The following is a 24,835-nucleotide window of genomic DNA, read 5'->3' as shown; positions in this document are numbered from 1 at the left end:
CTTGCAGGACGCAGTAGATGGAAGGACCGATCGGTCGATACGCGCGAGCTTCCGAAGATTACACTGGCACCACGAGTGTCGCCCATGTGCTTGGAGCGTGCGTAGCGAACACCATCTCGGCCAGCGGACTTTGTCCGCGCAAACAGGCCGGACATTTGATAGCAAGCGATCTGGCCAGAAGTCTGCTACAATTCTGACAAGTGGGGGGCCGTCCACATCTGCAATCTCTATTCGATGACGAAGTACGTGGATGCGATCCGACGGCTGTTCGGGGCGATGAATAGCCAGGTTGGTGCGCGCTTTTCCAATTCTTCACCGCACGCGTTTCCCAACCTACAATGACGAACTGGACGTGAAGGACGTCACATGACCCGGCGGATCGTCACACCTCCATCGCGGTGCCCCTACCTTGTAAACCCGGTGAACCGCAAGCCGCTCTCCATTTCTGACGAGGCAAGTGGCGCTTTAAACGAAGGCTATTGAAAGCTTGGCTTTGACATCCATATACCATCCATACAGATGGCATATGGCAGATCAAATTTATGACCGGCATTGTTCGAGAACTGCGACCCAAGCCGCCCGATACAGAAAAGATCACTATCAATCTCGGCTATGTCGACCTGGGCCACGTCGATTTAATGGTTGCGGAGGGGTTCTACTCGAACCGCTCCGATTTCATCCGGACTGCGATCCGGAACCAGCTCGAACGTCATGCCGAGGTCGTAAAGCAATCAACGGCCCGAAAGAGCTTGGACCTCGGTCTGCGCAATTACAGCCGCCAGGACCTGGAGGCGGTGCAGCGAAGTGGCGAGATGCTCCACATCAACGTTTTGGGCCTTGCCAGCATTTCGCAAGACGTCACACCTGAGCTTGCTCGCGCGACCATATCCTCCGTTTGCGTGCTGGGCGCATTGCATGCCAGCCCGGCGGTCAGAGCCGCTCTTTCCGACAGAACAAGGTGAAAGAGATGCTGAACCTGGACGTCATTCGGCAGGCGACTCGCCTCACGCGCGCGGGTCAATTGGTTGAGGCGACCGTGCTCCTTCAGAGCATGCTTCGCGGTGATAGTGTGCCCGACGCACCATCACGTCGCGAGGAGCGCCTCGCTCTTGATGGCCGCGAACCGCTCACCATTGATGCGAATGCTAATGCTATTCAGAGGACGGATAGTCCTCAGCAATCGAACCCGGCCACCGCACATCCGCGCATGCTCCGCGCGTCACTAGATCGCAAAATTGGGCACGCTGGGATCGGATTGCGAGGCGTGATGAAGCGCGCACCGTTGTCCAAACCGGACATCGTGCCGGATGGCGCCCGGTTCATCGAAGGTACGTACAGCAACCCGGCGGGGAGCCGCGCCTACAAGCTCTTCATCCCGAGCCGCTATCAGGAGCGACCGCTTCCATTAGTCGTCATGCTTCACGGCTGTACCCAGTCGCCGGATGATTTCGCTGCAGGCACGAGGATGAACTTTATCGCCGAGGAACAAAACTGCTTCGTAGTCTATCCTGCCCAGCCCAGCCGAGCCAATCCTGCGAAATGCTGGAACTGGTTTCGCACTGCCGATCAGCAGCGAGGCAGTGGTGAACCCGCGCTTATCGCGGGCATCACTCGGCAAATCATGGAGAGCTATTTGGTCGATCGAAAGCGCGTCTACGTTGCCGGGCTGTCAGCCGGGGCGGCCGCTGCTGCCATCATGGGAGCAACATACAGCGATCTGTACGCGGCAATCGGTATACATTCTGGCCTCGCGTGCGGAGTGGCCACTGACCTGCCTACAGCGCTCGCTGCTATGAAACAAGGTGGCCCGCCCGATCACAAGACAACCTTGGGTGACCGACAACCGGTCCCCACTATTGTCTTTCACGGTGATCGCGACATGACCGTGCACCCAAACAACGGCGGTCAGATTCTTGAGCAGTCGGTGAGCACGATGGCCACACAAAAGAAAGTTCATCGCGGGCACGTGCCCGGCGGACATACCTATACCCGGACGGTCCTGAGCGACGCGAGCGGCCGCAAAATGTTGGAACACTGGAGTATCCACGGTGCCGGACATGCCTGGTCCGGAGGCAGCCCTGCAGGCTCCTACACCGATCCTGCAGGGCCAGACGCTACACGGGAAATGCTTCGTTTTTTCTTCGAGCATTCGCTCAAAGCGGAATAAGTCGCATTAATTGCGTCCGCCTCGTGCTGGTTTTCACGGCAAGTAGAGCCACGGCCGGAAGGCGCTTTCAGCGAGCACTCTCCATCGGTTTGCGATCCTCTGATAAATGCTACTCGCGATGGCATGTTTAGTGCGTCCGATTGGCGAGCAAAAACGCCAGCGCAGCAGACGCACCTGGCACCTGGGATCTAACGGGCACCGAACATGTAAGGCCGAAGCCGACATTGGGGCACCGACGCGGGCGGTTGCACCGCAGAAAACAAACATCGCCGCCCGCGGTATGAACTCTCCGCCGTGATCGCCGCAGAGGAAGCCGCCAGGCCACATTCAAGGACGAAGCTAGCGCAGGCATGTCGGCGACTGCCGGAACGGGATTGATGGCGAGCAAAGAAGCGAGCTCGAAGTTTTCAAGCTGCCCATGCCAACAGCGAAATTCCCCAGCACAGTGCACTCAATGAGACGCGCTCATTCGCCGGGCTGGTTCGTGCGAGATGGAAGGAGACCCTGCCGGCGTGAACCCCAAACGTGACCGTGAAACGACCTAATGGTGCAGATAGCGGAAGTCGGACATTGCCCCATGTCCGAAAAATTGGCGCTCCTAACCACGCGATCGGGCTTTACTGCGCCGCCCGTCTTTTCAATCTTCTGCCTTCGATCATTGCGCTTCCGAAAGCCTTGACCTCCTGCACGCCAGTGGAACTTTCGTGCACCAAACTAGTCATCACACGTCAAACGCTAAAGCTTTCCCTTTCGAGGCGCGCAGATATTATCAGTGCTAGGCATTTTCTCTCTTCTTGAAATTGGCATGCCTAACGTTCTTCTGGAGTTTTATGTGCAAATCGTGCCGTTGCCATCGACTGCCTGTCTGCCCGAGGTCTAAGGATGGCCCGCGAAGGTGACAAAGGCGCAAGAGGTTCAGAGAAACGCAAGGTATCGAGTTCTCGCATTGCAGCATCGGATTCCGCTATTGGCACCAGACTGATTATCGGTATCGGCGCTTCGGCTGGAGGGTTGGGGGCATTCACGTCGTTTCTGAGTAACATGCCGAGTGACAGTGGCATGGCATTTATTCTGGTTCAGCACCTTTCTCCCGACCATAAGAGTATCCTGACCGATTTGCTAGCGAAGACCACCTCAATGCCCGTGATGGAGGCCGAGGATGGTATGCAGATTGAAGCGAACCGGGTGTTCGTCATCCCTCCCGATTCCACGCTGACAATTAAAGACCGGCGCATTTCAATATCGCGGCCGGCGCCACCGCGCGAGCGACGGCGTCCGATCGATTCATTTTTTTTGTCGTTGGCCGAAGATCAAGGCGAGGATGCAGTGTGCATCGTCTTATCGGGGACCGGAACGGACGGCTCGCTGGGCCTAAAGACTGTCAAGGAAAGTGGAGGTTTAACTATCGCACAGGCCGAGTCTGATCACACGGCCATGAGCGGGATGCCTCGTAGCGCCGTTTTGACCGGCCTGGTCGACTACATTTTGCCTGTCGAGGAAATGCCGGCCAGGCTTCTTGCTTATAGGGATCACTTACGAAACGTCGCGGGCCACAAAGACGGCGACGGCGTGCGCGAGGATGCCTGGGAGCATCTGACGGCAATCACCGCCATGTTGCGCATCAAAACAGATCATGACTTCAGCAGGTATAAGGAAGCTACCGTTGCGCGCCGCGTCCAGCGCCGTATGCAGGTACTCCAAATTGTTCAGGTACCGGTTTATCTCGAGCGTTTGCGCGACGATGCGCAGGAAGCGGAAGCGCTATTCCGCGAACTCTTGATCGGCGTAACGCGGTTTTTTCGAGACCCAGATGCTTTTGAGTCCCTGCGGACCACGGCCCTCGCCAAGATTGTGGAAGCAAAGGGCCCGGACGACACCATTCGTATCTGGGTTCCTGCCTGTTCAACCGGTGAAGAGGTGTACTCAATCGCCATCCTCATAAAGGAGGAGATGGAGCGTCAAAACCGCTCTTCGAAAATTCAAATATTCGGAACCGACCTCGATGAGACCGCCGTGACATTTGGACGGACGGGTCGCTATCGCAAAACGAGCGGTTTATCATCGGAACGTCTGCGGCGCTGGTTCGTGGACGACGGGGACGAGACCTTTCCCAATCGGTCGATCCGAGAATCCTGCATCTTCTCGGTCCATAGCGTTATCAAGGACCCCCCATTTTCGAAGCTCGATCTGATTTCATGCAGGAACTTACTGATCTATTTTAATCACGAACTGCAAGACGGGTTGCTGGAGACCTTCCGTTATGCGTTGAAACCCGGAGGATATCTCTTTCTCGGGCCCTCCGAAGGTGTCGGGCGGCAACCGGAATCATATGTCTCGTTGGACAAGAAACACCGCATCTTCCAACGAGCCGATGCGCCTCGGGGCCTTCCTGGGTCGGTGCCGACCGTCTCTGCCCAGCAGTCCAAGCGCTTCGCCGCTCCAGCCCAACTCGACGATCCGATCGAACGCAGCGCCCGGCGGGCACTGGAAAAGTATTCGCCAGTTTATGTAATTATCGACCGGGCCCATCACATTCTGCGCTTTTCGGGGGGCGAGTTCGGTCGTTACCTGGAGCCTTCGGCAGGCGCCGCAAGCCTTGACCTCCTCAACAATTTGCGCAGGTCATTGCGTCCGACCGTCCGAGCGGCGCTCCTAAGCGCTATCAGCACGCAGGCAGCCGTAAACGATGACGCGGTGTTTGAAGCGGACGGAAAAACACACGCCGTAACGATTGCTATTGAACCTCTCGCAGAGCGTGGCGCTGAGGCATCTGCCTTCCTAGTCACCTTCATTGAAGGTCGAATGAAGCCAGCGGACAGCGGCGAGCAAGGTTTGGGTCCAGGCGAGCAGATTGATTCCCTGGGTGCACTGCGAGAATTGTCAGCAACAAAGGCGCAGCTTCAGGCCACGGTGGAAGACCTTGAGACGGCAAACGAGGAAATGCGCTCCATCTCGGAAGAGTATCAGTCGGTCAACGAGGAATTGCAGTCGACAAATGAGGAATTGGAAACCTCGAAGGAAGAGATGCAATCAATCAATGAAGAACTTCAGACCATCAACGCCGAGATGTTTGCCAAGAATGAAGCGCTGACCGTACTCAATAGCGATTTCAAGAACCTGCTCGATAGCACGCAGATCGCCACAATTTTTCTCGATGACGAGTTCTGCATCAAGAGCTTCACGCCGGGCATGACCGAGATCTTTCGGTTGCGTGAGAGCGATCGTGGTCGACCGATCTCCGACATCGCCAACTTGATTGACTACCCTGATTTGCACCGCGATTTCTTAAAGGTCTTGCGCGATCTATCGGCAATTGAGCGCGAAATTTCCTTAAAGTCCTTAGAAGTGACCTTCCTCATGCGGATTCGTCCGTACCGCACGGTTGAGAATGTCATAAACGGCGTGGTTATAACTTTCGTCGACGTCAGCGCACGCAAGAAAGTCGACCTGGCGCTTCAGGCCAGCGAAGAGCGATTTTCCGCCATTGTCAATCAAGCGACAGTTGGAGTGGCCGAGACCGATCTCGAGGGCCGCTTTGTCCTGACAAACGCCAGGTATGGGGATATTGTTCATCGATCCGAGGATGAACTTAAGCGGCTGCGCCAACATGATTTAATTCATGAAAACGATTCGCAGCGTGCGGAGCAGTCGTTCCAGCGATTGATCGAAGATGGCATCCCGTTCCAAATCGAGTTGCGGTATCTTCACCCTGACGGCACGCCGATTTGGGTTCATAACAGCGTTTCGCTTCTCGTCCAGAGGGGTGGAGACGCGCCTCGCATCCTCACCGTCACCCAGGAGATCGGCGAGCGGAAGCGCGCAGAAGAACGTAACACGCTCTTACTAGGTGAACTTGATCATCGGGTTAAGAATATTCTCGCCGTCATTTCTTCAGTCGTTACCCAAACCTTGAAAACCAGCGACTCCCCCGGCGCGTTCGCCGTTGATATCGAAGGTCGCATTGCTGCTATCGCGCGGGCACACGGACGCTTAACGGACAACGGGCGCGGGGCGGTTTCACTAGGGGAACTGGTTTCGACCGAATTGGCGCCCTACAATCGCACAAACACCAACATCAAGATTGAGGGCCCGCCAGTTGAGTTCACCCCAAAGGCCGGACTGGCATTAGCGATGGCAATTCATGAGTTAGCGAGTAACGCGGCAAAATACGGCGCGCTATCAAAGCCGGCTGGCGTACTGTCGGCATCATGGCAAATTGAAAAGGGAAGTTCTGGTCTGCTTAATTTCAGCTGGATTGAAACAGGCGGTCCTTCCATTACGGAGCAGCCATCGCGGCGGGGGTTCGGTTCCACGCTAATCGAGCGCACTTTGGCTCTCGAGTTTGATGCCACAGTTAAGCGAGAGTTTTTATTGTCCGGATTGAAGTGTTCCATCGCAATGCCTCTTACGCCGGAAGTTATCTACGTCTCAACCTCGCGAAGTTAGGTACATTATGCAGAGCGACGTGACAGGATGCCGCGTTCTTGTCGTTGAGGACGAGACACTCATCGCAATCCTCGTTGAGGAAATTCTTGCCGAGATGGGGTGTCAGATTGTAGGCCCGATTGCCAAATTAGAGACCGCGCTGCAAACAGCCAGGGATGGCGGCTTTGATATCGCGATTCTCGATGTCACCATTCGAGGTGGCAAAGTTTACCCCGTCGCCGAAGAGCTCATTGCGCGAGGAGTGCCATTTATCCTTGCAAGTGGCTATGGAGATTGGGCGCTGCCCCCGGCGCTTCGCGAGAAGCGGCGGCTCACCAAGCCGTTTACGCCGACTGAGTTAGAAGAACAGGTTCGTCTGTTGGTCAGTGAAGTCGGTCGATCGCAAGCTGGTTCCTGAGCTGCGAGACAGGTTACACGCGATTATAGATTGTGATTCTAGCCGCGCTGCCGCGTCTGCGCTCGTCGAAACGAGACCGGCTGATCGCATCGACATTGTTCCGGCCGCAGTTACCAGAGTAAGCGGCGGTCATTGCTGGGACATCCAAGCATGATGTCAGATAGACCACGTTCCACGCGGCGGTGACCTGTAAGACCCGCACACTCAACAGGTCCGCTCGAGCTTAAATTGCCCGGCGACGGCCTGTTCTTCGCAGCCTGAGGCGGTCAGACGGCTTAAGGCTTGCGCGGCCATGCGTCCATCCCGCAGGGCCGCCCGCGGAGTCGGTCGATACAATTCAGCCTTAACATCAAAAAGGCATTCGTAGTCTTTCAGTTTTGCAGGGAAGACATCTTCGCCGGCTTTCGTTCCGGCGGACAGCGAGAGCACGGGGACTCACGCTGTCTCTCTTGAGTTGTTGCCGGCCACAACCACAGTAGATTTTCAACCGAAGTGTCGCCCTCCAGTTACGGTCGGATTAACCGCACTCGCCTTGCCGGCCACAAATGCCGCGAGTGCTCCGAGCATCAGGGCGAGTGCACCAAAAAGTGCCCCGCGCGATACCGTTTTGGCTGTTGCATCGGCGGCTTGCTTCGCCTGCAACTTCGCCTTCGCCACAGTTTCCTTGTACTGCTGCTGATACTGAGCAACCTGCGAACGTGCCTGGTCGACCGGAATATTCTGGGCTTTTGCCAGAGCTTCAGCGGCCTTGTCGGCGGCGGCGGCTTGCTCAGCGGGATCGCCTGAAAGTGCGGCACGTATTGAGGAGGCTGCCGCATCACGGAGTGCAGCAGGGTCTTGACCACCTGATGCGCTTCGAATCTGACTTTCGATTCTCGTCATTGGATCGTTCACATTGTTCAAAGACGGAGCAGCCGTCTGCGCGGCGGTCTGGACTGCACTGCCGATTGCATTTCCGGCTCCGCTCATCGCATTAGATACAGTGCTAAGCGAGCCACCAACCAAGCTACTTCCTGCTGACGAGACCAGGTAAACCAGGACCAGCGTTGAGAGGGCCCAGGAAGCCAGGCCGTGGTATGCCGTAGTGGACGATGACGGCTTTCCGGATAGTCGGCCAGCTAGGTAACCACCGATACCGGCCGCGACGATTCCAGAAATGACCCACCAAAGGCCTGCGCCAAGCGATAAGGAACTGGCGCTAGGACTGTCGCCAGCGACTGCATCGACAGTGGATAGCCCGATGCCGAGGCCGACCATGTTGAGAATCACTTGAGCCACTAGCCCCACAATGGAGCCGACTATTACCGCTCCCCACGACACTTGGTTCAATACAACCGTTCGGACATCATCCGTTGCCGACGTTGGACTCATCTGTGGTGGATCGCGATCAGATACGACAGTCTCAAAATTGGGTGAGCGGGTGGGTGACATGATAATCTCTCTCAATACCCTGCTGCCGCCGTCATGGCAGCAATGAGGGGCTTCGATGCTGGAGTCGATGTGAGCGTGAGGCCGGACGCCGCAGCGCTTGACTGTTGAAGAGCCAAACGGTCCGTTCGTTCCTAAGTTTGTGAGAGGTTCACTTTTTCCTGCATGCCTTGTCGCCGAGAGTTATGATCGCTTATATCTGCCTCACCGTTCCCCGTTCCCGCTACTGTTCTCGGAGGCGATATGGGAAGAACCGAACAAGTCGGCCTTTCGTGAAAATCGCGGGCTGTCCGCGGGGATGAGTTGTTCGCGGAGGGCCCGACCTGCCGCGCCGGGCATCGTCGAGAAGTCTATGAGGACGGATGTGCTATGGTCGTTGCCGTTGCCTTTTTTGGTGTCAGCCCCAATCGCGTAGCGATGCGCGGGGTTGTATTCCTGCCAGAGACGAAGGCCCGCTTTCTCTCCCGCCGGCTGAATGCACTGCGCGATAAGCCGCTCGATCGTCGCGCGATCGAATAACGGGGAACCGGCCGCGACTGGATCGAGGAGCATTTCTCAGTGACCATGGCTCGACAACGCTCCATTAGTTCCCGTGAAGAAAACAATTCACAGCCTGGCACGTAATCGAACGTACTTCGTTAGTGCGCACTTAATACGGAGCACCGATGATGTCGCCCAGTCTAGCCGATAGTTTCCGCAATCTGGTCCAACAAGCTGAGTTCCCTTGCGTCGGCGCAAAATCCGCCCTGGCTAAAGGAAAGCTCGAGCTGCTGGTCGCCCGTGATATAAGATCCAATTGGGACGATAGGCGCATTTACGACGGCATCACTCGAATTGTGCAGTCCTATCGAAGAAATCGAGCTCTTTTTTACAGTTTTGCCGTCATCTTCGAAGGTCCCATTGATCTCGACGAAGAGATGTTTGAGAAATTCCTCTGGGCACGTGCAGAAAGTCTCACCAATAAGGATACGTGGCTCGGTGAGCTGCATGATGCACGTGTTAGCAGCGATCCGGCGAACCCCCATTTTTCGTTGAGTTTCGGGGAGGAAGCTTTCTTTATAGTTGGACTAAATCCTCGCGCCAGCCGGCCTGCACGCCGTTTTAAACGTCCGGTGCTGGTGTTCAATCTTCATGACCAGTTCGAGCAACTGCGGCAACAGGGACGGTACGAACGAATGCGCGCAATGATAATTGAGCGGGACATTGCGCTGGCGGGATCGCCGAATCCTATGCTTGCAAGGCACGGCACGACTTCCGAAGCGCGCCAATACAGTGGCCGCAATGTTCCTGAATCGGGATGGGTCTGTCCTTTCAAACCGGTTGGACGCGTATGAAACAACCCATAACCATTCCGCCGCGCTCCGGAACAGCTTTTCGGTTGGAGAAGGGCGACTCCCTTACAGTCATTGATCCCAGAGGAGAGCAGGTTTCGGATCTTGTCGCCTTCAGCGCCGCTGATGTGCGCGAGGCAATTTCGTCCGGTAGAAGTCTCGACTATGCGAGTAAACTCTACCTCACCACTGGTGACGCCATCTACTCAAACCGCAGTAACATCATGCTACGGATTGTCGAGGACAAGGTCGGCCGACATGATTTCCTTCTGACACCCTGCTCCCGAGAGACGTTTAAGATCATCTATCGGGACGAAAATCCGCATCAAGGCTGCTTCGGAAATCTTGAGGTCGCGTTAGCTCCTTTCGGCGTAGGTCCCGATCAAATTCCGATCGCGTTCAACTGTTTCATGAACGTCGTGATCCACCCGGCGACCGGCGTTTTCACCGTTGAAGCTCCCCTCAGTCGCCCCGCTGACTTTATTAAATTCCGCGCGGAGATGGATCTCGTAGTTGGATTGACAGCTTGCTCGGCGCTGCAATCAAACAATCACGCTTTCAAGCCGATCGCATATCTCGTGGAGCGATGGGCCAAGACCTAATGTTAAGGGCAAACTAACTCCCGACTTCGGCAAGCAGACCGGTGCCGCGCGACCTCGCGCCCCGGCCTCGCCTCGATCCGCATCAACCCCTCCTTGATGCCATCGGACGATAGATCGTTCGAGCACATGCATTCGCTGTCCGCCGCCTCCATCAGCTCGGAGACGGGCCCCCTGCCAGTCCATCCTTGGGCGATCCCCACAATCGCGGCCGCATCGCATCATCTCATCGTTTCTCGTTAAAAAATGCTAATCGAGTTGATAATAATCGATATGGGCGCCGGCGTGCTGGCCCATCCGAACGAGAGCTGCAGCGATGCAGACGTGATCATTTGCAACTTTTCCGCCTGCCTCCCGATGAGGGAATCGCCTCGCGCTGATGACACTGTCTCTCCGAGTTTAAGAACCCGTGCGACTAGCTGGGGTGAGCTACGGCTATGCTTTGCTTGGCAGCTTACGCTCATTGACAGTCCGAGATGATTGAGTCGGCCCGACGTTGTTCGGAAGCGCCCTTCAAACGGCTCTACGCCTGCCAGCGACGAACCCGTAAATGAGCAAGACAATAACTGCGCCGACGATCGCGCCGAAAAGGCCGGCACCCTCGCCAACGCGGTACCATCCGAGCGACTGCCCGAGATACGTCGCAACGAAGGCCCCCACGATACCTAAGATGGTGGTGAGGATGAATCCCGAGGGTTCGTTGTCGCCAGGCATGACGAACTTAGCAATAACCCCAGCTACAAAGCCAATAACGATCGTCCATAACACACTCATCTTGGCATCTCCCGTATAAAAGGTTTAGGCATTCCTATCGGGCAAACGGCCGCCCGGCGTGTATTTGTCCACGGCGGTCGGAAGCTCTCGTGAAAGCCGCGCAACCAGTTCGTCCTGCGAAAGGCCGGTCTGCTGCTCCAACGCAGCCACGATATCCGGCCCGATTGCCTGCTTCAGCTGCGGCGGCGAGATGTCCTCATTGGGACCCTCATCGACCCAGGATTGCGCGGCCTCCCCTTGGCCGTTTTGCTTGAAGCGTTCGACGAGCTCTCCGAGCCCGCCGTTCAGAAGACCGCCCAGGCCGACGCCGCTGATCATGTTGGATAGGTTGCCGATAAGCCGCCCAACCCGGCTTGAGGCTTCTGCCCGCCAGTATGGTTGCCGGCTCCGCTGAGCATCTCCGCCAGCTTGTCCTTGTTCTGATAGCCGCCGATCGCGAGCAGTCCGAGCAGCGCAGTCAGTGATGTCGTTCCACGGCTCATGGCTTCCTCGGTTAAAATACGGACTTCCTTTTCCGGCCACCTGTGCGAAGACGCGCCTTCGCAGTTCGAGGTGGTGGGAGTTATGCGCTCGCCTTCTGACGAGCTGCATCCATTACGTTGCGGCCGGTCTCCTGCAGCCGTTCTGCGGCTTCCGATCCGATGTCGCGAAATGTGGCCTTTAGCGTGTCGGAGGCCTCCCGGACGCTGTAGGAGACGGATCCAGCACGTGCTTCCATGTCCTCTTTGACGCGGTCACTAACTTCTCCGATCCATTCATTTTCAAGATCCGACGCGGTGAACGCACTCGCGACGGCAACGCCGACCGCCAGACCTACGGCCCCCAGCACCAGCGGCTGTCTCTCGATCAGACTGGAAATGGAGGATTGGACCTTCGCGATGGTCTCCTTTGGGGGAAGCACTTCGGCTGCCTTGCTGAAACTCTCTCGCGCGTAAGTCGCCCCTTCTCCGAGCCGATCTTTAATCGCGTTCGCGGCGCCCGATGCGGCGCTCGTTATCTCACTCAACGTATGGCCATCATGCAGCGATCGATGTTCCATTTCCGGAGCGGTCTGCGGACTGTTAGCGAAATCGGGCGCGCTCGACCGCAGATTGGTCCTGATATCGGCTAGAGGCCGTGCGGTGGCCGCACTGACCGAAGCTGCCGCGCTTTTCAGCGTCTCGTTACCAAACAACAGCCAAAGTGCGCCACCGCCGATCAGCGCGGCAGAAAGCGGGTTTTCGCCAACGGCTTCCTTCAGATTGTCCAAAAAATTACTCATCGCACCATGTCCTTTACGGTGACTTTGTCTTTCTCGAGCTGACTTATCGTTTCTCGAGGTGCCAAGTTGCGCGCATCCAGCCGGTTCATGCCAACGGCAAACAGCGCGCTGGCAACCGCTGCGGCACCGACTGCGCAGACGAGGTAGGAAATCGCCGGCGACCAGCCGGCCGCCATTAAGGCAGCCGACAGCGCAAACAGGGCCATGACAAGCGCGGGAATGACGAGCACCGCTCCGCCCGCCAAAAAACCGACTGCCCAACCGACACGCTGGACCTTCTCGGCGAGCTCGGCCTTAGCGAGATCGACCTCGTTCTGAAAAAGCTTCGCGAATTGCGAAAGTGCATCGCTGAGCAGGGTTGAGATTGTCCCAAAATCGGATCGTGTACTCATCACACGTCCTCCTGTTGGGATGACGCGGTATGTTTTTCCGACGCTCTAAAGAAACGCACGGCTGCGAAGCCCGCAAGCACCGACAGTCCGAGGAAGGCAGCCGGTTGCCGCTTTGCGAAATCGGAGGCCCCGTCAACGAGATCTCGGAAGGTGCCATTGCGAATCTTCTCGGCAGCATCTTCCACGTAGTCGGCGCTGGAATTGATGCCGCGCGCGGCAAACGGCGCGTCGTTTTCGAATGCATGGGCTGCTTGCCGAATGTTCCCAGCAAGCCGGTCGATGATGTCGGCTCCGGATCGCTGTTGCTCCTGGGTTTTATCCCGGAAGTGATCCGAGGCTCCCTCCGCAACTTCCGCGGCAGCGCCGGAGGCCTCCTTAAACTTGTCACGCGCCACGTCCTTCGACGCGCGCAGCGCATCGCGGGCGCGTTGACTGATCTCGGCGCTTGCATCAGCGATCTCGCCCTTCAGACTTTGAGAGGACGTCGAGTCTTGCTTTTGAGGAACAGCTTGTCGGATATCAAATTCGCTCATGAGGTTTACCTTGGGTTTGCAGGATTGAACGCCGCGGATACGATATCGTCGGCTGCTTCCTTCAATTTGTCAGACATTTCCCGAGTCATGTGGCTAGCGGTTTTACCGAGATCCGCCTGGGACAGGTTCTTGGCGGCGCCATCGGCTGCCGACAGCACCGCATCCTTGGCCTCCTCTAATCCGGATTGGACGGCCTGGCCCGCCGTGCGCTTCACCCCGACACTTGCCTTACCTAATACAGTGGCTTCAGCCTGAGTGGCGGGAAGGGAAGCGGCAATGATCGCGCCGAACGCAACTCCCAGACCGGCAATCAGGGCGGCGTTGTCACCGATCATCTGCTGGGCGGTTTCCGGGGCCGCATTAGCCTTGTCGCGTACAGTGGAGCGAACCTGTTCGAACTTCGCTTTCGCGGTTTCCGAGGCAATATCCAGGCTAGCTTTCACTCTGTCGGTAGACCGCGCCGCCAGGTCGGTCAGGTCCTCGGCCATTCCGGCCGCCCTAGCTTGAGCCTCGCTTAGCTTGTCGGTGACATCGCGACCTGTCCGGGACGCCGCGTCAATCGCATCCTCACCGAACGATCGCACGCGCGAGGCAGTCTCACCTGCCATTTCCTTGACCTTTTCTGCTGCCGGAGCGGCGGCGTCCGTTGCCCGGGCGCGCATGGACTTCGAACTCAGGACCAAGCCTGCACCCATAATCAAGAGAGGAAGTGGAAATCCCCGTGCCAGCCGCAGGGCGGGCACCGCAACCGCAGTCCCAGCAGCGATTGCCTGCATCGGATTTTCCATCGCCCGCTGCTTGAGCTCATCAATCCAACTATGAGTTTTGCGGCTGACGAAATCGGAAACCTCCGATTTGATCCCTTGCGGCGACACCTTGTAGCGCAGTTCCTCCGCCGTGTCGGTGAGCTGCTCCCTCAGCCGATCCACCGTCGCCGCGAGCTCGGCCCGGTTACGCTCTGACTCCCGTCTCAATTCCTCAACGGATCGTGTCATGGTAATCCACCACGTTATGATTGTTGGAAGCGAACTCCCCCTCAGGCGAATCGTTCCTACGGTCGGGCACGCTGGTCCCGCTCGGCGCGCGCGCGTATCGGGTCTGGACTTAGGAATCCGAGAACAGCAGCCTGAAGTTGATCAGCAGAAACTCGATGGCATTGAGAACGGTTATCAGCAGGTTCAATCCGGCATCGCGAGTTCGCGATCCGCCGAGAGAGTTTGCCGGCTTCTTAAACGCAAGCTTCGGCAATCTCACTCGCCACTCCAGCGAAGCCACTCCATACATTTGAATGGATTGGCAACTGTATGGCGGAGATGCTGAGTTTGGGTCATCTCGCCGTCAACCCGGGACGCCTTTGTCGGCTAGTCTTGGTAGTAGCGCTTGCGGGTCGGAATCGCGAGGACGCCACGATGGCAGATTGTTAATCGTCGTCGCGATCTTTTATAACGCTAGCTGTGAATGACCTCTCAAACGAGACCGCCGGAGTATCAGAAAATAGCTGTTGGACACGGGCAATTTGAACGATGCCACCCCAACCACGAGATCGGGCTTTTACTGCGAAACTAGGCTTCTCAATCTTCCAGCGTCAGATCGTTACGCGAAAGCGTTGGCCTGCTGCAACTGATGACCAGGCGTTGCCGTTTTGCGCCCGCTGCTCTTCCGCAAAAAGTTGTCCTACTTCGAAGCGTTCAGCAGGATAGGCAACAACGGTTTGATCTGCTCGAAACTTGAAGACAACGGACGGACCGGTCGCTACCGCAACAGCGGGCTTATCAACAGAGCGTCCGCGGCGCTGGTTCGAGGACGACGGGGACGAGGCCTTTCCAAATCGTTCGATAACGGAAGCATGCATTTATTGCGAGAGTCATTAATCGCCTTCGTATAGTGATCGACTGTTTTTTCAGCCTCATCGGTGGGTTCATAAAATCGCTCAATATCGGTGTTGGCGAGGGTCTGATGGTGGGCCAGCCATTGCTTAACGAATCTTGCTCGGAGCGCTCTGTATCCCGACACCATCTCATTCAGTAAGACGAAGAGCAGCGTGCATCTGCCGCGCTTTAAAAATACCGGCTGTATTGGACGCCCTTGCCCCTTGTTAAACTGTCGCTTCAACTCTTCAATCCCGAGCTATGATAGGATTGCGCGGGCCAACCATATGAGCTGGGACATCCCAGCGAATGGAGACGCTGGATGGCATGAATCAAGGAAGCAGATTAGGAGCTACTGCTTCCTTGATTCAGTTTTACAATACTGCCACTCGCGCAGTCCCAAATGTTCTCACATACCGTCTTCCTATCTTGTGAGCGGTAGTATTCCGTATTAAAGCGGCAAATCTAAATTTTTCGCTATTTATATTGTTTCCTTCAGACCAGTTCAGTCCGGGCGTCTCCAGCACCCGCTACAGCTTGGTCGGAAGCTCGTGCAGAGGGATGCACTCAACTCATTTTTCCTCCATGGCCGTCCGCTCAAGTGCCGCTGGCATTCTTGCCACCGACATCAAAGATCGAGCGACTTGATTAAGCAACTGGTCTGCATTCTCTTCTTCCGCCAGTGACGCCGAGAGAAGTGCGCTGATGGCGCTGTGGCGAAGTTGAGAGGCGAGATTACGAGCGCTGGTGTAGCCCGATATTTCGTAATGCTCGACTCGCTGAGCGGCGCCAATGAGCGCAAGATCAGCCGCAGCGTCCGGCTTTTTCTCCCCTTTATCCATCACTTCTTGACCTTCCTCGACCAACCCCATCATGCCTTTGCAGGGCTTAGCGCGAGCTGTCTCTCCGAGGAGAGAAAAACACTCATTGATGCGTTCAATCTGATTTTCCGTTTCGATTAGGTGCTGCTCAAAAAGCTCGCGGAGCTGAGTAAATCTGGCTGCTTCCGCCATTTGTGGAAGCGCTTTGGTGAGTTGTTTTTCCGCATGAAGGATGTCGCGAAGTTCGTCAACAAGAAGCTCCTGTACTCCCTCGGCGGCTTCCGGGGGAGAGCTTTCCATGGAAGCCTTAGTGTCGGCATCGGCATCGGTTTGAATTGCCGGTGACTTCATGAACTCCCAATCGCCGCCTTCATTCCAGGGACCACGGGTGTCGATCTCACCGTGATCTCCCGATCCCGTCGAATCGTTGAAGAATTGATTCACCAGTCCCGGTGTAGGCGCGATCCGGCCTATCGAAAACGCGGGTTTGGACATGCTCTCAAGGGCTGCCGCGAAAGCCTTCATATGCGTAATTTCGCGCGTCATCAGAAATTGCAATGCGTCCTTGGTACCTGCGTCATCGCAGAAATTGATCAGCCGCTCATAAACGATTTTCGCGCGTGCTTCGGCCGCAATATTACTTCGTAGATCGACATCCAACTCTCCGGTGATTTTCAAATAATCTGCCGTCCAAGGATTTCCTTGCGAGTTAAAGAGGTTAACGCCGCCACCCCCGGCGATTGCGATTAGAGGATCGGCCTCTGCTGCTTCACGATCAAACTTCGTGGGCGCAAGGTGCAGACGGGCCAATGTGCCTACGATTTCAAGATGACTGAGTTCTTCCGTTCCGATATCCATCAGGAGGTCTTTGCGCTCAGGGTCTTCACAGTTCAAACCCTGAATGGAATACTGCATCGCAGCCGCCAGTTCGCCGTTTGCGCCTCCAAATTGTTCCAAAAGCATATTCCCGAAATGCGGATCGGGTTCATCAACCCGCACAGTAAACATGAGCTTTTTCACATGGTGATACATCTGCAAGACTCCGGACAATAAAGGATGATTTCCTCCGATTAACAGTCCGTAATCTGCAACGTTCCTATGCTAAAGCATATATGAGCCGATTGGAGCTCGGTTTTCATCTTCACGCGGAAGCGTTGAATCGATCCCCCCGGAAGCGGCTTTCGGCGAATGGCCACGGCTCATGCCGATTGTTGGAGTTAGCTTACTAAGGCTGATCCTGGTTTTTTCAATTGTCACCCAATTGTTAGGCCGATGCGGAGCGGCATGTCAGCCTTTTTCGAATGCTGTCAAAAGACGCACACACGTCGATCATCCCCGTGTTCCCCGAGGGGATATACCGTGCATTTTTGGCTCATTATGGCGCGCCGGCAGCGCTCTTCGCTGGTTCCCCCAAAATTGGACGATCGTTGCGTATCTCGACAATTGAAGTGGGCGGTACGGAACGATCCTCGGAGCCGCTGGTTCGCTCCGCGCTGCAACATTTCCCAGAATTGTCCGAGATCTCGTGCATGCGCCGACTGAGTATGCTCCCGTGACCCCCGTTCCATCCTTGAAGAGACTTCGTCAAGCAGTTCCAAGTCAAAGTAGTCGCAAGGCACCTTCGCTCTTTGTTGCCTCCGCAATAGCGCTTACAACTCTGGCTCTCGCCGCCGCCGTCAATAGACATCTCGCAAACAAAGCGGAGCGCGATAATCCGCCTGCGGGCAGCTTCCTCGACGTAAACGGGGTCCGGCTTCACTACGTCGAACGGGGGACCGGCGACGCGGTCGTATTCCTTCATGGCAACGGAAGCATGATCCAGGACTTCGAATCCAGCGGTCTGATCGACCTCGCCGCCGTGGATCACCGGGTCATCGTTTTCGATCGCCCCGGCTTCGGCCACAGCGAGCGTCCGCGCAACGTCGTGTGGACGCCCGATACCCAGGCGGAATTGATCGACGCGGCGCTCGCGCAACTTGGCGTTGCTAACGCAGTGGTGCTTGGCCATTCTTGGGGCGCTTCGGTTGCGGTCGCAATAGCCCTAAAGTATCCAAGCTTAGTCCGGGGCTTAGTTCTCGCATCCGGATATTACTATCCCACTGCACGGCCCGACGTCGTAGCGATGGGCGCACCTGCTTTGCCGATCGTGGGTGATATTTTAAGTCGCACCATATCCCCCCTCTTGAGCCGGGTCATATGGCCGCTCATGCTGAAAAAAATATTTGGCCCGAGATCGGTACCTAAGAAATTTGGTGCCTTTCCCAAGGAATTGGCGCTGCGGCCAGCTCAGATAAGGGCATCAGCCGCTGAGTCGGCGTTAATGATTCCGGACGCTATGCTGCGCCGTCAGTATGAGGATTTGAACATGCCGATAGTCATCATCGCCGGAGAGGAAGACAAGTTGATCGATATCGAGAGTCAGTCAGCCCGGCTACACGCCGATATTCCTCAGAGCAGATTCTATAGGCTTGCTGGGAACGGCCACATGATACAACAAACAGCCACGGATCAAGTGATGTCGGCCATAAAGGAAGTAGTCAACGCATCAACGCAACTGGCAGCGGCCGAATAATAAAACAGCAAGCTCATGCGGCGGATCAACTGCGGCCTTATCGAATGCGCTGCGAGGGCAACGTCCTAGAATCATGTGAAGCCGGATAGGTTTTAGTTTGCTGTCGGCATACTCATCGGCGCGGAGCGCGCTTGCCGTTCCTTGTCGTCTCCCGTGTTTTAAGAGGCGAATCAACCGGAAGCACCTTATTTCGGGAGAGTGGAACCAACGTGCTTCAACATGCGCCGGAGAACAGCGGCGTTCTTCGGAGCATGGGCGTCGTAATCGTTATTGAAGTAAATCCAGGCGCGCTTCGTCCTACTCGCTTTAATCCGGCGCGCCCACTCCGTCAGTTCGTTATTTGAATAGTCATGCCGATACCAGCGCTTCGGACCATGCAGGCGGATATACACTTCGTTCGCCGTCCTGACGAGCACATCCGGCAATCTTGGTCCGCTGCAGGAGCAGAATATTATTCCTGCCTTGCGAAAGGCGCTGTAGACCTCTTCGTTCCACCAGCTGGCGTGCCTGAATTCGACAACATTGCGGCGTGCCGGGTCGAGCTGGCTGACAATTTCCTTGAGACGGGCGTTGGTGTATCGATAGCTCGGCGGAAGCTGGAACAGGAAGCAGCCCATCTGGTCACCGAGAATGTCGGCGATCACTCCAAAATCCCGAACGAGCGTCTTTGTGCCTTTAAACTTCTTCACATGAGTGATGAGCTCGCAAACCTTGACGGTGTACACAAACTTCTTTTTGCCGGGCGCGCGGCGCCAAGCCTGAACGCCGGCTACTGTCGGCCATGAGTAGAAGGACGCGTTAATCTCAACGGTATCGAAGCGTTTCAAATAGTATGCGAACCATTCCTGCTGAGGCACGTCGGCATAGAATGAATCTCGCCATTTCCAGTAACGCCAGCCCGAGCACCCGACGTGAACTGATCGCGTGATGTCGGACGGCGCTTTCGAGCTATCAGCTTTCTTAAGCCGGGCAGTATGCATCTTCGCCGCCCGTTTGACATTGTCCTCGCGCTGCTTTTCACGGCGCAGCCGCCTGCGCTCCCGGCGCTCTTCGGGCGTCAGTTCTGTCGACTCTGGTGCTGTAAGGGCGCCCGGCATGATATCCTCCGACCTCCTAACGCTTGATCGGCTGGTTTGGGTTCCGGGCTGCGCGTGTGGCCCTATACAGGTACGCAACGAAAGTAGCTTTTGATGAAATACGATGTTCTCATCGTCGGTGGCGGACCGGCCGGACTAAGCGCTGCGCTTCTCCTGGGAAGATGCCGCCGCACGGCCTTGCTCTGTGACGAAGGACAACAACGCAATCTGAGGTCCCCGGCAATACATGGTCTGCTCGGTCGGGAAGGCCGATCTCCCGCTGCATTCCTGGGCGAGGCCCGTCAAGAACTCACACGCTATAATTCTGTCTCGGTGCGCGGGACAAGAGTAACCGACATTGTTTCTGTCGGCAGCTCGTTTGAATTTAGCTGCTCGGACGGCACCACAGGCAACGCATCGAAGATCTTGCTCGCGACGGGTCTCGTTGACGAACTTCCTGAACTTGCCGGCATCGAACCGCTCTACGGGATTTCAATCCATCATTGTCTTTACTGCGATGGCTTTGAGTACGCAGGAAAGCCTGTAGCCGCGTTGGGGAAAGGGGATAAAGGCGCGGAGCTTGCCCTTATGATGAAACACTGGATCCAGGACATTGTGGTTTGCAGCGATGGGAGTGAAATCAGCGCGAAAGCTATGCGAAAGCTTGACAAACATAATATTCTAGTGCGTCCCGAGCCCATTCAACGTCTCGAAGGCACGAACGGGGAGCTTACGAAGATCATATTCAAAAGCGGACCTGATTTGCCCCGGGTCGGCCTATTCTTCTCGACCGGCTGCCATCAGGCATCTGACCTTTCGAAGCGTCTCGGCTGCCAGCGGGATGCGAAGGGTGGCGTCGTGATGGACACTGATACAGAGGAGACTAGTGTCCCCGGCGTATATGTTGCCGGCGACGTGTCGCGCGACGTCCTTCTTGTCGCAGCAGCCATCGCGGAAGGAGCGCAGGCGGCCGTCGCCATCAACAAGGTGTTCCTTCGCCGCGATGGATTTTGCGACTGAGGCATCCTTGCTATTTCCTTCGGCGCGTTTGTATACCAGCGCCACAAGCCGCCAAGAATTGCGTGATTCGTTGGCCCGAGTGGCAATCGCCCGCCGCGGGAGCTCCCCGGCCAATCTATCCTACAAGGACCGCCAGAAGTGCGGTCGCCCCACATGACTTCGACGACCGCAATGCTTCCTCGGTCTCGCCGCCGCCGCTGAGTCAGAAACCCAAACCCGAAGGGCGCTGAAAGCTCGTGGCCCGCCGAACTTATCCGCTAAGTCTTCGAGAAAACCGCCGAACCAGTTCTTGCTGCCAGTTTCCTGGGGCAGGAGGATCCGCACGAGATGCGAGGGGCCCGAATTCAAGAGATTTTGCCTTACCAGCACTCAAGGAGAGTCTCCGTCGTGACGGTCTCAACCTGCTCTCCGAACCGATTCATGTAGATATTCATCATCGCGTCGTGCGTTTCATCAGCCGAACTGCAAAGCGCGTCCTGTACGAGGATGACCCGAAAGCCCCAGTCGATCGCTCCCAACATCGTGCACAGAACGCAAACGTCCGTTTCCCCGCCGGTTATGATAAGGCTGTCGATTCCAGCACCGCGCAGTTGCTGATGAAGGTCGCTTCCGGTCCAAGGGGAGTAGACATGCTTGTCAAAGACCCTGCCGGGAGGGACGAACGCGGCGAGGTCAGGGACCAGCCCCACCATGTCAGACCCGATTCGGTCGATAGTCATTGAGGCCCATCGCTCGTAATAATGCCGCCACATCCCCACGCCGTGTCCGGGCTTCTCGGCCGGGATAAATCGGGTGAAAAACGTTCTCTCGGGATGAGCGGACGTGATCGCGATGATGTTCGGCAACACCCGCTCAAGCCAGGGCATCTTCCATTCGGTGCCTTCGGCAAACATTCTCTGCATATCGACGCAAAGATGCACCGCGCGCTCTCCCGGAGGGCCGTACCGTAATGTATCGCTCTTTGACATGACATTCCTCGAGAGCCCAATCCAACCGGCAGCCAGGGGTTAGTTCCTGGGAAGATATGAGGCGGCATTGTTAAATGCGATCGAAACGTCCGGCATCGAGCAGGCGAAACTTGAAGTCGAACGCACCTCATGATGTTTGACAACATTCATTATTCTTTGGCGCCTCCGCGACCAGACATCACGGCCCAGGGCGACGATTAAGCGTACCGGTCTGCTGGATAAAAATGGCAACCTGATCGACGAAGAGGCCTACGCTGAAATTCCTTACGAGGGGACCCAAAAACATATCCAGCCAGGGCGAAAAAAGGTACATCGCGCACTTCAGCGACGATCCCGAAGCACCGACGGGAAGGTGCTAGCAAGTCAAGGATGCCCTGGAGGCATGCCTGGAGAGCGCGCCCGGCAGGCGTGAGGAGCGGCAGCTGATCGTGCTCGACAAGCTCCCCTGATCGACGCTTCGTTCGAACGGCGAGGACCGCCAAGCCAAGGGTGGCGCACCTTCGCCGCCTGGCGACCGGATATAACAAAATCGCCGAAGCTATCTCGGCTTCGCAGCCATCCGCCTCTGGATCAGACACTTTGTCAAACCGACCTAGAATGTTGCTACGTCAATCGGTTCCTGACGCAGAGACAAAGTCACCTTGAAGAACAACCAGACGGGCCAGGGTCTGGGTAATGGCCTGGCGTGCGGGCAACACCTCTCGGCGAGCAGTGCGAATGTTCTGCTGGGCCTCGGCTACCTTGCCTGCATCGATGAGATCGAGCGTCTCGCTGGCCGCCGTACCCAACCAGCCGGCCAGTTGGTGAATGGCCAGATCCATCTGGGAATCGCCATAGCTCAGCGCTTCGAAGAGCCGCTTCATGGTTTCCGCCTCCTGTGGCGACAGCACCCGGTGAAACCAGCGGTCGAGGTGCTTCTGGTAGATGTTGTAAATCTTGTGACAGTGGCCCCGGGCTTCGCCCATTCGAACCGTGAGCTGACCGCTTTCCAATGTGAGTAAGACCTGCCGCTCGGCCGCCAGATTACCCGCCGGTTCGAAATGCAGGCTGAGGAAGCGGACCAACTCGGATTCGAGGGTGGAATAGATTTTCGACAGCTCGTCGAGCACGGTCGCCAACTTGTCTGTGGCTGCATCCGGATTGCGGAACAGCTTTTTCTTGACGCCGTCTAGCAGGCCAAGTTTGTCGGCGATGTCAAGGAGGGCAGTCGGATCGAATGGGATGGTCATTTGGTTACATGCGTGCTGTTCAGGAGGGCTTTCTATAGCCCATAGGAGCGGCTTAGTGCATTCGATTCTCGCGCCAACAATAACACCGACGGACCCGGTTCAGCTTGGCGAGCTTCCGTCCACCTCTCGATGATTACGTCGTGTTGCTTGAAAACCATTATCGTCGTCCACTCATTCCACCGTATTTGCGCGTTCGTGGCGCCGTTAGTAGCACAGCGGATTTAAGCGCGCCCTGATCTGGGGCAGTGCGAAATCGGCGTGACGAGGCACGCTCGCGACATTGGCATGAAGGAACTTGCTGGGTCCGTTCGCGTTTTGGTGTGAGGCGGAGCAGAATGCCTGATTTTCCTACAGTCCCAGGACGTCCCTTACCAAGCCAGGTCCGTGCGGATCCGGTCACGTCTCGCGAACTGGATATTGTGAAAATTGCGGCCGCCCTGGCGACGGCCACTATCCTCCTTGCCGGCCTGTACTACGGCCGCGATATACTCATACCGCTCGCGATCGCCTTCCTGATCACGTTTGCACTGAACCCGCCGGTCACCTGGTTTGTCCGAAAAGGCCTCCCCAGACTGCTTGCGACGGGTCTCGTCATAGTGACCGTCGTGTGCGCTCTGCTGGGACTAGGCGTCGTTCTCGGCGCCCAGGTCCGTTCGATGGCGGTCGAATTGCCGACCTATCAATCGACCATACTGACGAAGCTGTCAGATCTACGCGAGAATCTCAAAGCACCCGGATTTTTGGACGGCGTGCTGAGAACCGTCGAACGCTTACAGAAAGAGGTGGAGTCAAAGGACGATAAACCAGCGGGCGGCCCCGTCCCGCAGCGCGTCGAAATCGTTCCCATACCGCCAACACCGTTCGAGCAGGCATTTGGCTGGCTTGTGCGTTCAGTGGAGCCCCTGGCTACCGCCGGCATCGTCTTGATCTTCGTCATTCTGGCGCTGCTTGATATCGGCGATCTTCGCGACCGGCTTCTGCGCCTATTCGGAGGGAACTTCCATCGCTCAACGGATGCGATTCAGGAGGCCGGTGCGCGTATCAGCAGATATCTTCTGATGCAGCTGCTCGTGAACGTCAGTTACGGTGTGCCGCTCGCTGCCGGCCTCTGGATCATCGGCGTACCCGGCGCACTGCTGTGGGGCGCCGTGGGCGCGGTCATGCGCTTCGTTCCCTATGTCGGCCCGCTGATTGCTGCGATCTTTCCGATCGCGCTCGCCTTTGCCGTCGACAGCGGCTGGAGCATGCTGCTCTGGACCATTGCGCTGATCGTCATCCTCGAGTTGATAAGCAACAACATCGTCGAGCCGCTGCTCTATGGGTCCAGCACCGGCCTGTCGGCCATATCTCTGATCGCCGCGACGATATTGTGGACAGCGCTCTGGGGCCCAGTGGGGCTGATCCTCTCCACCCCCCTCACCGTTTGCCTGCTGGTTCTCGGGCGCAATCTGCCACAACTGCGCTTCCTCGACACCATGCTCGGCTCGACGCCTGCACTGGACGTTCCGGCCCGCATCTATCAGCGGCTGATTGCAGATGACGCCGACGAAGCTGCCGAGATCGCAAGCACCGAGATCGAGAAGACTTCAGTCATATCGTTCTACGATGCAATCGGCATTGAGGTCCTTCGTCTGGCAAGCGAGGCGTACCTCCAGAACGCAAGCGCCGAGCACCGCATGCGCCTAACAAGCGGAATGGACTCGCTCCTCGACGATCTAAGAGATGAATACCCCTCCTCCCTGGGTCCGGAGGCAAAGCCCAGGGTCCTGTGCATCGGAGGAAAATGGGAGATTGATGCCCTCTCCGGCGAGATGCTGGCCCATGCGCTCGCATTCGAAGGGATCGCCGCAGTTTCCCATGTCAACGGCGGAGCAAAACCAAGCCACGGAGGCGGAGTAAAAGCAGGCCAGTCTGGGCGCGGCAGAGGCCGCTCGCGAAGCGCGCTTTTCCCTA

At 56.7% G+C, this 24,835-nt stretch carries 22 protein-coding genes and 1 pseudogene; 9 read left to right on the top strand and 14 right to left on the bottom strand.

Annotation, left to right across the window (positions count from 1 at the left end; all coding sequences use genetic code 11):
* The first annotated feature begins 542 nt into the window (after positions 1-542).
* The 4 genes from GGQ85_RS14270 (at position 543) to GGQ85_RS14255 (ending at position 7,010) form a co-directional block, all read left to right on the top strand.
* Positions 543-962: a ribbon-helix-helix domain-containing protein gene (locus GGQ85_RS14270; RefSeq protein WP_079448312.1), complete on the top strand. Its 420-nt coding sequence runs from the start codon at positions 543-545 to the stop codon at positions 960-962.
* Between the two features lie 5 nt (positions 963-967).
* Entirely contained in the window at positions 968-2,167 is a 1,200-nt protein-coding gene (locus tag GGQ85_RS14265) for an extracellular catalytic domain type 1 short-chain-length polyhydroxyalkanoate depolymerase (RefSeq protein WP_079448315.1), read from the top strand.
* An 882-nt stretch (positions 2,168-3,049) separates the two neighbouring features.
* Complete coding sequence (locus GGQ85_RS14260) at positions 3,050-6,613, top strand: chemotaxis protein CheB (protein WP_309775055.1); 3,564 nt, start codon at positions 3,050-3,052, stop codon at positions 6,611-6,613.
* 19 nt (positions 6,614-6,632) lie between these two features.
* Positions 6,633-7,010: a response regulator gene (locus tag GGQ85_RS14255; protein WP_309775053.1), complete on the top strand. Its 378-nt coding sequence runs from the start codon at positions 6,633-6,635 to the stop codon at positions 7,008-7,010.
* 204 nt (positions 7,011-7,214) lie between these two features.
* Here GGQ85_RS14255 and GGQ85_RS14250 read toward each other — a convergent pair whose 3' ends face one another.
* The 3 genes from GGQ85_RS14250 to GGQ85_RS14240 all read right to left on the bottom strand — a co-directional run bounded on the left by GGQ85_RS14250 (position 7,215) and on the right by GGQ85_RS14240 (position 8,990).
* On the bottom strand, positions 7,215-7,439 hold the full coding sequence (locus tag GGQ85_RS14250; RefSeq protein ID WP_079448309.1) for a hypothetical protein: 225 nt from the start codon (positions 7,437-7,439) through the stop codon (positions 7,215-7,217).
* Positions 7,440-7,493: 54 nt separating this feature from the next.
* Entirely contained in the window at positions 7,494-8,441 is a 948-nt protein-coding gene (locus GGQ85_RS14245; RefSeq protein ID WP_309775052.1) for a PhnA-like protein, read from the bottom strand.
* A gap of 201 nt (positions 8,442-8,642) precedes the next feature.
* Positions 8,643-8,990, bottom strand: a complete 348-nt coding sequence (locus GGQ85_RS14240; RefSeq protein WP_201789036.1) for a hypothetical protein — start codon at positions 8,988-8,990, stop codon at positions 8,643-8,645.
* Positions 8,991-9,103: 113 nt separating this feature from the next.
* On the opposite strand from GGQ85_RS14240, the gene gntA reads away from it, so the two are divergent.
* Positions 9,104-9,772, top strand: a complete 669-nt coding sequence (gene gntA, locus GGQ85_RS14235; protein WP_079448307.1) for a guanitoxin biosynthesis heme-dependent pre-guanitoxin N-hydroxylase GntA — start codon at positions 9,104-9,106, stop codon at positions 9,770-9,772.
* Positions 9,769-10,371: a DUF1989 domain-containing protein gene (locus tag GGQ85_RS14230; RefSeq protein WP_079448306.1), complete on the top strand. Its 603-nt coding sequence runs from the start codon at positions 9,769-9,771 to the stop codon at positions 10,369-10,371. Before gntA ends, GGQ85_RS14230 begins: the two co-directional genes overlap by 4 nt.
* A gap of 510 nt (positions 10,372-10,881) precedes the next feature.
* Here the strand turns inward: GGQ85_RS14230 and GGQ85_RS14225 are convergent.
* From GGQ85_RS14225 to GGQ85_RS14190, 8 genes and pseudogenes are all read right to left on the bottom strand, one after another.
* A complete protein-coding gene (locus GGQ85_RS14225; RefSeq protein WP_079448305.1) occupies positions 10,882-11,142 on the bottom strand; it encodes a GlsB/YeaQ/YmgE family stress response membrane protein in 261 nt (86 codons plus the stop codon).
* Positions 11,143-11,166: 24 nt separating this feature from the next.
* Positions 11,167-11,624: pseudogene (locus GGQ85_RS14220) on the bottom strand (YidB family protein).
* A gap of 80 nt (positions 11,625-11,704) precedes the next feature.
* Positions 11,705-12,403, bottom strand: a complete 699-nt coding sequence (locus GGQ85_RS14215) for a hypothetical protein (RefSeq protein ID WP_309775050.1) — start codon at positions 12,401-12,403, stop codon at positions 11,705-11,707.
* Positions 12,400-12,795 carry a phage holin family protein gene (locus tag GGQ85_RS14210; RefSeq protein WP_079448303.1) on the bottom strand — a complete coding sequence of 132 codons (396 nt, stop codon included), beginning with the start codon at positions 12,793-12,795 and terminating at the stop codon, positions 12,400-12,402. The genes GGQ85_RS14215 and GGQ85_RS14210 overlap by 4 nt, the downstream gene beginning before the upstream one ends.
* Positions 12,795-13,328 carry a hypothetical protein gene (locus tag GGQ85_RS14205; RefSeq protein WP_079448302.1) on the bottom strand — a complete coding sequence of 178 codons (534 nt, stop codon included), beginning with the start codon at positions 13,326-13,328 and terminating at the stop codon, positions 12,795-12,797. The genes GGQ85_RS14210 and GGQ85_RS14205 overlap by 1 nt, the downstream gene beginning before the upstream one ends.
* A 5-nt stretch (positions 13,329-13,333) precedes the next feature.
* Entirely contained in the window at positions 13,334-14,323 is a 990-nt protein-coding gene (locus tag GGQ85_RS14200; protein ID WP_079448301.1) for a DUF3618 domain-containing protein, read from the bottom strand.
* Between the two features lie 109 nt (positions 14,324-14,432).
* Positions 14,433-14,582, bottom strand: coding sequence for a hypothetical protein (locus tag GGQ85_RS14195; protein ID WP_158081562.1), 150 nt, complete (start codon positions 14,580-14,582; stop codon positions 14,433-14,435).
* A 1,186-nt stretch (positions 14,583-15,768) separates the two neighbouring features.
* Positions 15,769-17,049 (bottom strand): DUF892 family protein, encoded by a 1,281-nt coding sequence (locus tag GGQ85_RS14190; protein WP_079448298.1) that lies wholly within the window; start codon positions 17,047-17,049, stop codon positions 15,769-15,771.
* 520 nt (positions 17,050-17,569) lie between these two features.
* Between GGQ85_RS14190 and GGQ85_RS14185 the strand changes: the two genes are divergently transcribed.
* A complete protein-coding gene (locus GGQ85_RS14185) occupies positions 17,570-18,589 on the top strand; it encodes an alpha/beta fold hydrolase (protein WP_374708897.1) in 1,020 nt (339 codons plus the stop codon).
* A gap of 185 nt (positions 18,590-18,774) precedes the next feature.
* Here GGQ85_RS14185 and GGQ85_RS14180 read toward each other — a convergent pair whose 3' ends face one another.
* Positions 18,775-19,686 carry a DUF72 domain-containing protein gene (locus GGQ85_RS14180; protein ID WP_244553580.1) on the bottom strand — a complete coding sequence of 304 codons (912 nt, stop codon included), beginning with the start codon at positions 19,684-19,686 and terminating at the stop codon, positions 18,775-18,777.
* Positions 19,687-19,779: 93 nt separating this feature from the next.
* Here GGQ85_RS14180 and GGQ85_RS14175 point away from each other — a divergent pair, with 93 nt between their 5' ends.
* A complete protein-coding gene (locus GGQ85_RS14175; RefSeq protein WP_079448297.1) occupies positions 19,780-20,685 on the top strand; it encodes an NAD(P)/FAD-dependent oxidoreductase in 906 nt (301 codons plus the stop codon).
* 359 nt (positions 20,686-21,044) lie between these two features.
* Here the strand turns inward: GGQ85_RS14175 and GGQ85_RS14170 are convergent, their stop codons facing one another.
* Together GGQ85_RS14170 and GGQ85_RS14165 are read right to left on the bottom strand one after the other, a co-directional pair.
* Positions 21,045-21,653, bottom strand: coding sequence for a cysteine hydrolase family protein (locus GGQ85_RS14170; protein WP_079448296.1), 609 nt, complete (start codon positions 21,651-21,653; stop codon positions 21,045-21,047).
* Between the two features lie 608 nt (positions 21,654-22,261).
* Positions 22,262-22,882 (bottom strand): hypothetical protein, encoded by a 621-nt coding sequence (locus tag GGQ85_RS14165; protein WP_079448295.1) that lies wholly within the window; start codon positions 22,880-22,882, stop codon positions 22,262-22,264.
* A gap of 335 nt (positions 22,883-23,217) precedes the next feature.
* On the opposite strand from GGQ85_RS14165, the gene GGQ85_RS14160 reads away from it, so the two are divergent.
* On the top strand, positions 23,218-24,835 hold a 1,618-nt coding region (locus tag GGQ85_RS14160; protein ID WP_309775048.1), incomplete at its 3' end, for an AI-2E family transporter.

The organism is Nitrobacter vulgaris, assembly GCF_031453995.1.
Taxonomy (GTDB): Bacteria; Pseudomonadota; Alphaproteobacteria; order Rhizobiales; family Xanthobacteraceae; genus Nitrobacter; species Nitrobacter vulgaris.
Note: the sequence above shows the minus strand (reverse complement) of the source record. Positions and strands in the feature narration are given on the sequence as shown.

Coding starts and splice junctions, on each gene's coding strand:
- GGQ85_RS14270 (WP_079448312.1), top strand. CDS start 543: ATGACCGGCATTGTTCGAGAACTGCGACCCAAGCCGCCCGATACAGAA.
- GGQ85_RS14265 (WP_079448315.1), top strand. CDS start 968: ATGCTGAACCTGGACGTCATTCGGCAGGCGACTCGCCTCACGCGCGCG.
- GGQ85_RS14260 (WP_309775055.1), top strand. CDS start 3,050: ATGGCCCGCGAAGGTGACAAAGGCGCAAGAGGTTCAGAGAAACGCAAG.
- GGQ85_RS14245 (WP_309775052.1), bottom strand. CDS start 8,441: ATGTCACCCACCCGCTCACCCAATTTTGAGACTGTCGTATCTGATCGC.
- GGQ85_RS14240 (WP_201789036.1), bottom strand. CDS start 8,990: ATGCTCCTCGATCCAGTCGCGGCCGGTTCCCCGTTATTCGATCGCGCG.
- gntA (WP_079448307.1), top strand. CDS start 9,104: ATGATGTCGCCCAGTCTAGCCGATAGTTTCCGCAATCTGGTCCAACAA.
- GGQ85_RS14230 (WP_079448306.1), top strand. CDS start 9,769: ATGAAACAACCCATAACCATTCCGCCGCGCTCCGGAACAGCTTTTCGG.
- GGQ85_RS14225 (WP_079448305.1), bottom strand. CDS start 11,142: ATGAGTGTGTTATGGACGATCGTTATTGGCTTTGTAGCTGGGGTTATT.
- GGQ85_RS14215 (WP_309775050.1), bottom strand. CDS start 12,403: ATGAGTAATTTTTTGGACAATCTGAAGGAAGCCGTTGGCGAAAACCCG.
- GGQ85_RS14210 (WP_079448303.1), bottom strand. CDS start 12,795: ATGAGTACACGATCCGATTTTGGGACAATCTCAACCCTGCTCAGCGAT.
- GGQ85_RS14205 (WP_079448302.1), bottom strand. CDS start 13,328: ATGAGCGAATTTGATATCCGACAAGCTGTTCCTCAAAAGCAAGACTCG.
- GGQ85_RS14200 (WP_079448301.1), bottom strand. CDS start 14,323: ATGACACGATCCGTTGAGGAATTGAGACGGGAGTCAGAGCGTAACCGG.
- GGQ85_RS14190 (WP_079448298.1), bottom strand. CDS start 17,049: ATGTATCACCATGTGAAAAAGCTCATGTTTACTGTGCGGGTTGATGAA.
- GGQ85_RS14180 (WP_244553580.1), bottom strand. CDS start 19,686: ATGCCGGGCGCCCTTACAGCACCAGAGTCGACAGAACTGACGCCCGAA.
- GGQ85_RS14175 (WP_079448297.1), top strand. CDS start 19,780: ATGAAATACGATGTTCTCATCGTCGGTGGCGGACCGGCCGGACTAAGC.
- GGQ85_RS14170 (WP_079448296.1), bottom strand. CDS start 21,653: ATGTCAAAGAGCGATACATTACGGTACGGCCCTCCGGGAGAGCGCGCG.
- GGQ85_RS14165 (WP_079448295.1), bottom strand. CDS start 22,882: ATGACCATCCCATTCGATCCGACTGCCCTCCTTGACATCGCCGACAAA.